This window comes from Paenilisteria newyorkensis, assembly GCF_000766145.1.
In the GTDB taxonomy this organism is placed as follows: Bacteria; Bacillota; Bacilli; order Lactobacillales; family Listeriaceae; genus Listeria_A; species Listeria_A newyorkensis.
In genome coordinates this window covers 33,464-45,729 of the sequence record NZ_JNFB01000024.1, presented here as the reverse complement: position 1 = coordinate 45,729, position 12,266 = coordinate 33,464, and the positions used below count along the sequence as shown (strand labels likewise).

The window sequence follows — 12,266 nt, the reverse complement described above, 5'->3', positions numbered from 1 at the left end:
GCCCAATTTTCACTGAGCAGGCAACATAATCTTTAGTACGTACGAACCGGCGTAATCAATTGTAAAATTTCATTTGGATTTTCCGCATCTTTAGGTCGCAATACGAACGGACGCATCGTTCCAGAGAAAGAAATCTGAATATCCGCGCCATCAAACGCACGCAGCGCATCCATCATGTATTTCCCGTTAAATGAAATCTTCAATTCCTCACCAGTAAAGCTTTGACTGAAAACTTTTTCAGAAACATTTCCGACTTCAGGCGAGTTAGACGAAACTTCCACCTGACCGTTTTCCAAAGTCATTAATTTAATCACGTTATTACGATTTTCACGAGCAAGTAGGGACGCACGATCAATCGCTTGTAAAAAGGATTTTGCGTTAATAATTAAATCCGATTTTGTTTCCGTCGGGATAAGGCGAGAAGTATCAGGATAACTGCCTTCCAAAAGACGCGAATAGAAAAGTAAATCCTTCAGTTTGAATAAAATTTGATTATTAGCAAGCACCATTTCAATCGAATCTGTACCTTCATCCAAAATTTTATTCAATTCCGCTAAACTTTTCCCAGGAATGACAATATTATATTCCTCATCGATTTCAGTGGCCAGCGGGATTTCGCGTAATGCTAACCGGTGACTATCCGTTGCAACAGCAGTCAAGACGTTATTTTTGATCATCCAGTTTACACCAGTTAAAACAGGGCGCACCTCAATAGCCGAAACCGCAAAAACGGTTTGTCTAATAATATTTTTAAGGACAGAAATCGGGATTTGAATGCTTTTCCCAGCCGTAACTTCCGGTAATTTTGGATATTCTGCTGGATCAAGGCCAATCAAGTTAAACGACGCTTGTCCAGAACGAATGTTAGTTTGATAATTCGTAGTCACTTCAAGCTCCACGCTATCATCAGGTAAACGACGAACAATATCACTAAAATAATTCGCCTGCAAAACAATACCGCCGAAACTCTCGACTTCCACTAGAATTTCGTCGTTTTCAATTAGAGGTATAAAAGCTTCAATCGAAATATCAGAATCACTACCAGTTAATGTGACACCTTCATCATTCACCGTGATTTTAATACCCGTTAAAATCGGAATAGTAGTCCTTGAAGAAATAGCACGCGTCACTTCATTTACCGCCTGAACAAGACGATTGCGCTGAATTACAAATTTCATGAGAATTCCCCCATTTTTAGTTTCTTTTTCTAAGTATAACATTATATCAAAATATGTTTAATTAATTAATAAAAAATCGTAGTAATAGTAATAGGGCCTGTGGATTTGTGGATAAGTATATGTGAGCCTATCTCTCGCAAAGTTTTCCACATGTTGATAACTTGTTGGTAAGTATGTTCTAGTTATCCACATTATGCACAGATTTAAAAAATGGAGGATATCATGCCTCGGCTCTTTGAAAGCTTCCTTTTGCTAACTTAGAGCCCTATATATAGTCCTTTAAAATAAACTCTGTGGTTTTCGCAAGTTTTTCTCAATCTCAGCCAAATCATTTTTCAGGTTTTGGTCGATTTTTAAGAGTTGCGAGATTTTTTCGTGCGCATGAATCACGGTAGTATGATCTCGACCGCCAAACTCTTCTCCAATTTTCGGTAGGGAAGCATCGGTCAGCTCACGAGAAAGATACATCGCGATTTGTCTAGGATACGCAATACTTTTCGTCCGTTTTTTCGCTTTAAAATCTTCTAAACGAACGTGATAATATTCGCCAACAGCTTCTTGAATATCAGGAATTCGGATCACATGGGATTTCGAATTTGGAATGATATCTTTCAAGGCTTCCGCAGCAAGATTCGCATTAATATCCTTATTTACGAGAGATGAGTAGGCGACAACACGAATAAGCGCGCCCTCCAGTTCCCGAATATTGGAATCGATTTGGTTCGCAATGTAAAGCATGACTTCATTCGGAATATCCAGTCCGTCAGCCTTTGCTTTTTTGCGTAAAATCGCGATCCGAGTTTCTAAATCAGGTGGCGTAATATCCGTAATCAGACCCCATTCAAAGCGCGAACGCAAGCGATCCTCAAGTGTTGGAATCTCTTTTGGCGGGCGATCACTAGAAATAATAATCTGTTTTTGCTCATCGTAAAGCGTATTAAACGTATGGAAAAATTCCTCCTGCGTTCCTTCTTTACCAGCTAAAAACTGAATATCATCAATAAGAAGCACATCGACATTACGATATTTATTACGAAATTCTTCGGCTTTATTTTCTCGAATAGAGTTAATGAACTCATTTGTGAATTTCTCACTAGAAAGGTACATGACTTTCGCGTTTGTTTTATGCTCTAAAACATAATGACCAATCGCGTGCATTAAATGCGTTTTTCCAAGTCCAACACCACCATAAATAAAGAGCGGATTGTAGGCTTTGGCCGGCGCTTCGGCTACGGCAAGTGAGGCTGCGTGGGCAAAACGGTTGCCAGATCCAATAACAAACGTATCAAAAACATAACGCGGATTTAGCATGTGTTTGGAGTTGGCTTCGTCCAAGTCCTCGTCTAAATTACGCGGTTTTGGTGGAATATAGTTATCAAATACCTCATCTTGTTCACCATCGATAAACCGAACATCAAAATTTTCTCCCGTAATTTCTTGTAGGATATTAGCGATGAACTGTGAATAACTTTTCTCAAGCCAGTCACGAACAAAATTGTTTGGAGCCGTCACAATAAACGTACTTCCTTCAAGTGAATGCGCCGTGGTAGATTTCATCCAAGTATCATAACTTGGCTTACTCATATTTTGCTTGACGATACGCAAGGTTTCTTTCCATATGTCTTCCATTGTTTGCACTATGTTCCCCCCTTTTCATTAAACGTAAAAGTTATCCACAGATGGATGGAGCCGTGGATAAAGTTATACAGGGGTTGTTTAGAAGTTATCCACAAAGTAAAAGTTGACTGTGGATAAATAATGTTATCCCCAAATAATTTTCTATTCGACAATTGATATAATATCAGAAAAACATCACAATCGCAAGGGATTTCAAATTCTATCCACAAAGTTATGAAGATGTTGAGAAAAGATGTCCACAGGATATGAGCTTGTGCATAACTTGTGAACGAGGACGGGATAAAAAAATATCAGAAAAACAGTTATCCACAAGCAATTGTGGTTAACTATCGCAAATTGTGGATAACTTTTCAGTATATTCAAGAGTTATCCACAGAAAAAGTGGGTTTTAGAGTATTTAGCTACACTTTTAATGATTATCCACAAGAAAATAAGAAGCAGAAAATCTTTGAAAAAAGTTTCGAAAATAGCTATATATCAGTTTGGAAATATGGTATTATGGAAGATAGAGTTTTTATATTCTACTTTGTTCCGAGGTATTATTGACAAATCCGATATATTTCTGTACAATGTCTAAGACTGTCTATACGAGTAAATTTGTAATAGACCCTTACTAGGAGGTGTAATTAATGAAAAGAACATACCAACCAAGCAAGCGTAAAAGAAAAAAAGTACATGGTTTCCGTCAACGTATGAGTTCTAAAAACGGACGTAGAGTTTTAGCTAGTCGTCGTCGTAAAGGAAGAAAAGTTTTATCTGCGTAGACCACTGAAAAAGACTCAGTGGTTTTTTTTAATTTCAGGCAGAGTGAACCGTTAATCTATCAGTCACTTCCTAGTGTAGGGAGATCTGATAGGTTAACAGGGGTGCATGTGTGAAAGAGAATCTGATTAGAAGATGGAGAATTTATGAAAAAAGCATACCGAATAAAAAAAGATGATGAGTTTCAACGCGTATTTAAAAAAGGGAAGTCGTTTGCGAATCGCCAATTTGTCGTTTACATATTTAAAAGGGAAGATCTGGCGCATTTTCGAATTGGGCTTTCTGTGAGTAAAAAAATTGGAAACGCTGTCGTACGAAATCGTATTAAACGATGTATTCGGCAAACCTTTCATGAGCTGAATGAGCAAATTGATTCAGGTTATGACTATATTATCATCGCCAGGAAACCGGCGGCCAATATGGATTTTCATGAAATCAAGAAAAGTTTGATGCATGTTTTGAAATTATCAAGAGTTTTGAAGCAGCCTCAGAAAAAGTAGTTTCATGAGAAGAATACAGGCGGAGAGTGGAGGTAGCACTATTTGAAGAAGAAAATGAGTTTGAAGAAGAAAATGCTTTTTGCGGGATTAATGATGGGACTGCTAGCGGTTTTGGCAGGGTGTGGTATTTCGACTGACCCAATCACATCGGAATCATCAGGATTTTGGAGTCATTATATTGTTTATCCATTATCACAAGTAATTATCTGGTTTGCGGAACTATTCGGTGGCAACTATGCAATGGGGATTATCATGACAACCGTTGTGATTCGATTGCTGATTATGCCATTGATGATCAAGCAGCTGAAGAGCCAAAAAGCAATGACAGCGATGCAACCACAAATCAAAGAACTACAAGAAAAATACAAATCAAAAGACAACGAGACAAAACAAAAACTACAACAAGAAACGATGCGTTTATACCAAGAAAACAATGCAAATCCAATGATGGGTTGTTTGCCGTTATTGATTCAAATGCCGATTTTACTTGGATTCTACCAAGCGATTAGTCGGACAGCGGAGATTAAGACGCAAGATTTCTTGTGGATGACACTCGGCGATAAAGATCCGTATTTCATTTTGCCAATTTTAGCGGCATTGACGACGTTTATTTCTTCTAAATTGTCGATGATGGGCCAAACGCAGCAAAATAAATCGATGAACATGATTATTTACTTCATGCCGTTGATGATCCTTTTTGCGGGTATCAGTTTGCCGTCAGCACTTGCACTTTACTGGGTTGTCGGAAACATATTCACGATTTTCCAAACGATGTTAATTAATAATCCATTCAAGGCCAAACGCGAGGCTGCGGCTTTGGAAGAGGCTAAGAAGGAAGAAGAAAGACTTAAAAAGAAAGCAGCGACAATGTCTGCATCGAAAAAAGGAGGTAAGAAAAGAAAGTGAGAGATATAACTGCGCAAGGCCAAACCGTTGAAGAAGCAATTCAAAACGCGTTGAAGGACTTAGGCACAACGCGGGAAAAAGTAGACGTGGAAATCATGGACGCTGGTAAAAAAGGTATTTTCGGGATTGGTTCAAGGCTCGCGATGGTCAAGGTCATCGAGAAGCACAACCAAATCGAAACCGCCGTCCAGTACGTGATGGATGTGGCTACAAAAATGGGGGCTGAGGTCTCCGTTGATGTCTCTGAAAAAGGTAAGGAAGTCAGCATTCAAGTGTCAGGCAACAACCTAGGCTTGCTGATTGGAAAACATGGTCAAACGTTAAACGCATTGCAATATTTGACGCAACTGATCGCTAACAAAGATACGACGCAATTCAAAAATGTTGTCGTAAACATTGGCGATTACCGCGAACGTCGTGATGAAACACTGACTTTATTGGCTAAGAAAATGGCGGATAAAACAGTGAAGACGCGCCGAGTTGTTCATTTGGAGCCAATGCCTTCGTTTGAACGGAAGACAATTCATGCGATTTTAAGCGAAGATAAGCGTGTGGAAACACATTCGGAAGGTCGCGAACCGTATCGTTATATTGTTATTAAGCCCGTAAAAGGCTGAAAAAGAAGCTTCGCCGAGAAAAAATCGGTGAAGCTTCTTTTTTTCAGTGTTTCACGTGAAACATTTATAAGCGTGGATCAATGTCGCGTTCTTTTTCGACTTCGAATAACAGGTTTGCTGCGGTTTCATTGAACGGTTGATTTGTCGGTGAGATTTCTGCCCACTTTGTTGTGAGTAGTTTGGAACCGAGAGACCATTCGTTAATAGAAGTTCGCAGCTTCTTGTTGATGCTTTTTTGTTTGATAAGTTTGTTGAATTTGTGAGGAAATTGGAAGTCGTAACCGTAAATGATTGATAGATAGTCCATATTTCGAACCTTCATGTAGGGCGCGATGTGTGGGCTTAATTTTTCAGGTTTGATTACGATTCCTTCCATTTTGTTTGTTGTGGTGATAGTTGAAAAATAGTGCTCAGCGGTGGTGAGGAAGTCGGGATGTGTGAGATCTAGCAACTCGAATGTATCGTCATTTAAAAAGCTATACATTTCCGAGGTCGGCCACGCTGGGATTTGCTCTGTGCCGTCTTGATAGATTATTTTTAGTAGGGAAAAGGCTTTGTAATCAAGATCGGATGCGGCTGCGTAGATGTCTAGTTGCTGTTTATACGTGCTTAGAGCTTCTTGATGTTGCGCTAAATTGGTGTGTGTTTGCTTGATTTGATGCAATGGTTTGTAGTTTTGATAGAGTCGCGAGCTGTATTTTTCGTTTAATTGCTTTTTCGTGAGCTGGGTTTGATCGGTTTCAAAATCAGTTGTGTCATATTCGGTGATGAGTTGCGTGAGACTTTCGTCAAAAGCATGCGCTTGCAAAAAGGCTAACTCGGTTTCCAGCGCGGTTTGGATGGGTTGGAATTGTTTTTCGATGAGTTCTTTGCCGAGCGCTTGCCATGGGAGTAGTTCGCCGTCTAGGATGAGCATTTGAATTTTGTTTTGTTCCATGTAATCTGCAAATCGGTGGTGCAAGGATTGATAAATTGGTGACAAGTCAATATGAGTTATTTTGAAGCCATTTCGACTTACTGCGAAACTGTGTTTTGTATTTTTATGCAAGTAGATGTTGCAGCGTGAACCCATATATTTTGGTTGTAGGACAACGTGAGAAATGCCTTTTTCGGCAAAATAGTGTAGTCCTTTTTCTAGGGATTCTAGATTGTTTGTTGCTAGGTCTTTTGGTGCAGGGGACATGGTTCCAGAGATGAAGTTGATTTTGTTTTCGCCGATATAGTGTAATCTTCTGAGGGACTCCGTATCGAGTTCGGAAATTTGAACGGTTTGTTCGCGTTTGAAAAGGGTAGGAAGTTCGCCAGCGAGTTGTTGATTTTCAGACCGAACGGATTTGAACATTGGTTTTCGATATTTTAAGGTTACGGCTGTCAACTCGTTGCCGTGGGCGCATCCGGTATCTAGGTGTAGCTTATTTTTAATGCGAAATGCTTGTTTTGCAGCTACGTGTCCGAAAATATGGTATGGATAATTATTCACGGCTTCGTTTTCTAGGAATGCTAGCTGTTCTTGGACAGGTCTTGTGCGATCTAGATGGAAATTTCGTTGATGACGCATGGAGTTTCCATCGAGTTTACCGATATATTTATTTTGGCACGGTGAATGGGTGACGTAAAAGGATGCTGTTTCTTCGCCAATGTAGCGGTAAAATGGTTGTGCTAGATGGAAAAGTTGTTCGAATTTCGAGAAGAGTTCTGGGTCCGCGACAAGGTCTGGAATCGAGTCGAAGTAATTATCGACAATTTCTTGATTTGCGCCTTTAATTTCGCCCAAAATATATTTATGAACAAAGTTTTCATGATTTCCGAGTACAAATAGGAAGTATTGCTGATTTTCGTATAGAAATTCGGTGATTTCGCGCGTATTTTTCCCTTTATCAATCCAATCGCCGACAAGTATGATTTTATGAGGGCTGTGAGTGATTTTATTGTTCTCAATTTTGCAACCCAGTTTGTGTAGAAGTGATTTTAGTTCATTCGCACATTCGTGGACATCGCCAATCAGTGTGTAGGTCTCGTTTGTTGGTAGGATTGTGTCGAGAAATGGTGTTTTATTCAGGATGTTGACTTTATAGTCCGTGAAATTCTTAGCTCGAATCCTGTGAATGTGATGGTATTGCTCACGCGCTATATTCGGCAGAATTTCCTTTTTCAGACGCGTAATATGCTTGGAAATCAGTTTTTTGGAGCGCTCGCTGGTGTAGTAATCATCGCGATCACGATAGTCAAAAAGGATAACTTCGACATTGTAATTGTTGTTTTTAGCTGTTTCACGAACTTTTTCGCGGAAATCAGCGGTTAGTCCGGTTGTGTCTAAAACTACAAATTCGGCATTGATTGGGAATTTTGTAACCATATCTAGTTTTTTGAACAAGAGTTCGAACGTTTGGTCACTCGCTTCCAACATAATTTGGGCGTATTTATCGTAATCGTGACCGAGAATTTCTTGGCGAATTGCGTCGGATGATAAATATTGAACGTTCGCTTGGAAATTTTTATCGGCCTGGGAAAATTGAAGTTGAGGTATCAAAATTTCTTGTGCAAAAGTAGATTTTCCGCATTCTGTTGGGCCGACAAGCAGGAAAATGGTGTGTAGTTGTGTATTTAGTTCCATATTATACCTCCTTCTTTCGTAAAATGGCGCCTTGTGTTGTGTGAATACCATTTACAGCGTCGCCAATCGCGTGGAATTCAAGCGTCATCGTTTTTTCGTCAATGATTTCCGACAACCAATCTTGGAATTCCGCGGTACTCATTTCCCAATCATGATCGTCATGTCGGAAGCCTTCCAAACCGTAAAACGTATTGAATTCGCTGTTTGGTGTCGTGATAATGAATGTATCAAAATCGATATGCTGCGTCACTTTTCGGATGAGCTTTTTCGCCATGTTAGTAGGCATGTGCTCGATAACTTCAGTTAAAAGCACGTCGACTTTTTCAGCAGGAGTGTTGTCTAGGAACGTTTCCAGCGAGGAGTAGGTGATAATATTGTCGAGCTCCTTCTTCTCGGCTTTTTTGTTCGTAATGAGTAGCATCTCGGGATCGATATCAATCGCATAATAATCGAGCTTCGTTTTCTCAGCGAATGGGATAGCGTAAAAACCTTCGCCACAACCGATATCTACAATTACTTTATCAAAAGAGAGCTGATGCGCGATGAAATTCCGTCTTTGAAGGGCAGTGCCACCGAAATCAAACTGGATATCATAGCGATCGGTTGCTTCTAATTCTGATTTGAACTGATTAAATGATCTGCGTGTTGTTAAGAAATTATGCACAAAAAGATTACGAATGTAGAATGGCGGATCGGTGATTTGGACACTTTTAATGTATTTTGTCAGCAAATCGTCGGTTATATCTAAGTGTTCTTGACTGAAACCGGCGAAAAATAGGCAAAATAGGTTCGAAATATGAATCAAATCGTACAGGCTAGACTTAGTGGAAATCGTCACGGCCCAGTTTTTATCGGAAAGATGTTCAACCTCAAAAGTATAGTTTGGCATGTACTTTTGAAAGAATTCGACGTAGTGGATCCGGCGAATGTAGAACATGTTGATATGAAATTGGTGCGTGAAGCCAGGTAAATCACGTGAGTCGGGTTCCTTTAATGAGAAGAACTCGCCAAGCGCATTTAATGGGAAAATATTCGAATTATAGCGAGATAGGTTCAGATATTCAAAATTTTCATCGCGATATTTTTTATAGGATATCTCATTATCAGCATCTTTAAAATAAACGTTGTAGGTATCTGTCGCAGAGTACCAGCCGTGCGCGATGCCTTTTCGCATTTGCCGGAGCATCATGCCTGACTCGGGATTCTTCTTAATAAGGAAAGAAAAATCGGGATTGGTTGATTTTACTTGAATAATTGCCATGTTATTGCTCCTTTACTGTCGGGATGAGATGTTTCACGTGAAACATCTGTGCGCCTTTGAAATATATTATACAACATAACGTTAAGGTAAGCGCTTCTATTTGTCAATACCGTGAATTTTGTATCTGACGTGTAAAATATTACATAAATAAAGGTTTACAATTTCTTTATTTAGAGGTATATATAATAAGTATGCAATTTTCAAAAGGAGGAGAATACATGAGTAAGAAATTATTTGCGGAATTTATCGGGACTTTTGTTTTGGTATTATTCGGTACAGGTACTGCTGTTTTAGGCGGCGGAATTGAAGGAATTGGGACGCTTGGCATTGCGATGGCATTTGGTTTGTCAATCGTTGCGATGGCGTACAGCATTGGAACTATTTCTGGATGTCACGTGAATCCGGCTGTTTCCGTTGCGATGTTTTTAAACAAGAGAATTTCAGGTGGCGAGTTAGTAGGATACGTTGTGGCGCAAGTGGCTGGGGCGATTGTTGGTTCCGTTACATTGCTTTCATTCTTAAATCTTTCTGATATGTCTACTAAAAACTTAGGTCAAAATGGATTTGGAAATATCGGTGCAGGCGGCGCATTCTTGGTAGAAGCAATTTTAACTTTCGTATTTGTATTAGTTATTATCGTCGTTACTGGTAAAAAAGGAAATCCTGCTTTTGCTGGTTTAGTTATCGGTTTGACTTTAGTTTTAATTCACTTACTAGGCATTCCGTTGACAGGAACTTCTGTTAACCCGGCTCGTAGTATCGGTCCAGCTCTATTTGCTGGCGGTGAAGCTTTATCTCAATTGTGGGTGTTCATTGTAGCGCCTATCGTTGGTGGTTTAGTGGCTGCGATTGTTGGTAAATTTGCTATGGATAGTGAAAAATAAGTTGTAGTTTGAGGTATGATGGCGGTGATTTACTGTTGTCATATCTTTTTTTGTGATATAGTTGTTGTGACAATTATTTTGTGAGGTGAATTGGGTATGCGAGATTTTTATGATGGTATTACTTTTCGGATGAATGTGGTAGCGAAGAAGGCTAGTCTTGGCTTGCAGCATGGGTTGAAGCGGTATGATGTGACGCCAGAGCAGTGGTCGGTTTTGAATGTGGTGAACCATAGGGCGCCGATTTCACAACGGCATGTGGCGGAATTAGTGGAGAAGGATGCGCCGACTGTAAATCGAATCATGGATGTGCTAGTTCGGAAAAATCTGATTGTTAAAATAGTTGATGAAAAGGATCGGCGGGTTACTTTACTGTCTTTATCTATGGAGGGAAAGCAGAAAGTGCAGATGATTCGCAATGTTGTGGAAATGACCTGTGTGCAATTTTATAAGGGCATACCAGATGCGGAACTTGGTGTTTTTTTTGATATTTTAATGCGTATTGAAAATAATTTAGAGTGAGAAGGGATTTTTTGAAGGCGAAGTTGTGGACGAAGGATTATGTGATATTGTTGATTTCGAGTTTGTTTTTATATATTGGATTCCAGATTTTTATGCCGACTTTACCGGCGCAAATTATTAAATTAGGTGGTACGGAAACCCAGGCGAGTTTGGCGGTGGGCTTATTTTCGTTGGTAGCTTTGTTTATGCGGGTCATTGCGGGTGGGCTAAATGATCGTTTTGGTGCGAAAATCATGATTTTGGTCGGCTTTTTTGTATTGATTGCGGTTACGGTGAATTTTTATTGGTCAACGGTCGTGTCGGCATTGCTTGTGTTGCGGTTATTTCACGGTGTTGGTTGGGGGATTACGACGGCGCTTGGTATGTCGCTGGCACCGATTATTGCGATTATTTTGATGAACCAGTTTTCGTTTCATTTTCTGATTGGATTCTCGATTGTGTTGATGGTCTTAGTTTTTCTATTGGTGACGCGGCTGAAAATGCCAAAACAGGAGATCGTTGTGAAGCATAAGATGCAGTTGTTTGACAAGGGGGCGTTGTTGCCGGCGTTGCTGTGCATGTTGATGGCGTTTCCGCTCGGTGGGATTCAGACGTTTATGATGATTTATGGATTGGAATTACACGTGCGGATGGTCTGGATTTTCTTTGTTGGGCAGGCGATTATGGTGCTGGTGAGTCGTGTTTTTGCGGGACGATTGTATGATTTGAAGGGACATCGAGTGGTGATTCTGCCGGGAATCGTGTTGATGGGTCTTGGATTATGGTGGTTGTCACTGGCAACGGGAGCTTGGAGTTTGTTTGGATCTTCGCTATTTTTCGGGCTCGGCTACGGGATGGTGCAGCCTTCCTTGCAAGCTTTGGCGGTGGATCGCGCGGCACCTGATAAAAAGGGAATCGCGAATGGGACGTTTTTGTCAGGGATGGATGTCGGAATGGCGCTTGGTAGCTTCGGATTGAGCTTCATTGCGGCGCATTATAACTACGCGATGATGTATCGTTGGTCGATTGTTACGCTGGTTATTTTTCTGGTGGTTTACTTGATTGTTTTTCGGACGAAACGATTATTACCCGGGAAATAATGTGGCGATTGGTTTTTCGGAAAAAGTTTTTAAAAGGATGTGGGAAAGTGAGTCTCTCGGTTTTTAGCCGAATGAGGGCGCTTTCTTGATGTTTTTTAATAAAAACCCGCAGAATAAGTTAAATTTGTCTGAAAATATTCGTATTTTCTGATATAATATATCCAAGTGTTAGGAGTAAGTATTCTTTCTTGGGTTTGATTAGACTGTAAATGGGAATGAGATACATATGTGAACTCCAAAATAGGCTTTTCGCGATACTTGTAATGCTTGTCACAGTTTTTGTATTAAGACCAGATGTGAGAAATCGA

At 40.0% G+C, this 12,266-nt stretch carries 11 protein-coding genes; 7 read left to right on the top strand and 4 right to left on the bottom strand.

Features of this window, described 5'->3' with window-relative positions:
* Nucleotides 1–32 precede the first annotated feature (32 nt).
* Both dnaN and dnaA read right to left on the bottom strand, forming a co-directional pair.
* Nucleotides 33–1,178: a DNA polymerase III subunit beta gene (gene dnaN / locus EP58_RS09580; RefSeq protein ID WP_036092935.1), complete on the bottom strand. Its 1,146-nt coding sequence runs from the start codon at nucleotides 1,176–1,178 to the stop codon at nucleotides 33–35.
* 279 nt (nucleotides 1,179–1,457) lie between these two features.
* Complete coding sequence (dnaA, locus tag EP58_RS09575) at nucleotides 1,458–2,816, bottom strand: chromosomal replication initiator protein DnaA (protein ID WP_036078823.1); 1,359 nt, start codon at nucleotides 2,814–2,816, stop codon at nucleotides 1,458–1,460.
* 629 nt (nucleotides 2,817–3,445) lie between these two features.
* Between dnaA and rpmH the strand changes: the two genes are divergently transcribed.
* From rpmH to jag, 4 genes are all read left to right on the top strand, one after another.
* Complete coding sequence (rpmH, locus tag EP58_RS09565; protein ID WP_036084822.1) at nucleotides 3,446–3,580, top strand: 50S ribosomal protein L34; 135 nt, start codon at nucleotides 3,446–3,448, stop codon at nucleotides 3,578–3,580.
* A gap of 144 nt (nucleotides 3,581–3,724) precedes the next feature.
* Entirely contained in the window at nucleotides 3,725–4,078 is a 354-nt protein-coding gene (rnpA, locus tag EP58_RS09560; RefSeq protein WP_036092932.1) for a ribonuclease P protein component, read from the top strand.
* A gap of 42 nt (nucleotides 4,079–4,120) precedes the next feature.
* Nucleotides 4,121–4,984 (top strand): membrane protein insertase YidC, encoded by an 864-nt coding sequence (gene yidC / locus EP58_RS09555; protein ID WP_036092930.1) that lies wholly within the window; start codon nucleotides 4,121–4,123, stop codon nucleotides 4,982–4,984.
* On the top strand, nucleotides 4,981–5,601 hold the full coding sequence (gene jag, locus EP58_RS09550) for an RNA-binding cell elongation regulator Jag/EloR (RefSeq protein ID WP_036092929.1): 621 nt from the start codon (nucleotides 4,981–4,983) through the stop codon (nucleotides 5,599–5,601). The genes yidC and jag overlap by 4 nt, the downstream gene beginning before the upstream one ends.
* Before the next feature lie 64 nt (nucleotides 5,602–5,665).
* On the opposite strand, the gene EP58_RS09545 is transcribed toward jag, so the two are convergent.
* A complete protein-coding gene (locus tag EP58_RS09545) occupies nucleotides 5,666–8,215 on the bottom strand; it encodes a metallophosphoesterase (protein ID WP_036092927.1) in 2,550 nt (849 codons plus the stop codon).
* Between the two features lies 1 nt (nucleotide 8,216).
* Nucleotides 8,217–9,476, bottom strand: coding sequence for a class I SAM-dependent methyltransferase (locus EP58_RS09540; RefSeq protein ID WP_036092925.1), 1,260 nt, complete (start codon nucleotides 9,474–9,476; stop codon nucleotides 8,217–8,219).
* 218 nt (nucleotides 9,477–9,694) lie between these two features.
* Here EP58_RS09540 and EP58_RS09535 point away from each other — a divergent pair, with 218 nt between their 5' ends.
* The 3 genes from EP58_RS09535 (at nucleotide 9,695) to EP58_RS09525 (ending at nucleotide 11,958) form a co-directional block, all read left to right on the top strand.
* A complete protein-coding gene (locus tag EP58_RS09535) occupies nucleotides 9,695–10,360 on the top strand; it encodes an aquaporin (RefSeq protein ID WP_036092923.1) in 666 nt (221 codons plus the stop codon).
* Nucleotides 10,361–10,456: 96 nt separating this feature from the next.
* The gene (locus EP58_RS09530) at nucleotides 10,457–10,879 is read left to right on the top strand and encodes a MarR family winged helix-turn-helix transcriptional regulator (protein ID WP_036092921.1); all 423 of its coding nucleotides are present in this window, start codon (nucleotides 10,457–10,459) and stop codon (nucleotides 10,877–10,879) included.
* An 11-nt stretch (nucleotides 10,880–10,890) separates the two neighbouring features.
* Nucleotides 10,891–11,958: an MFS transporter gene (locus EP58_RS09525; RefSeq protein WP_052171418.1), complete on the top strand. Its 1,068-nt coding sequence runs from the start codon at nucleotides 10,891–10,893 to the stop codon at nucleotides 11,956–11,958.
* The last annotated feature ends 308 nt before the right edge of the window (nucleotides 11,959–12,266 follow it).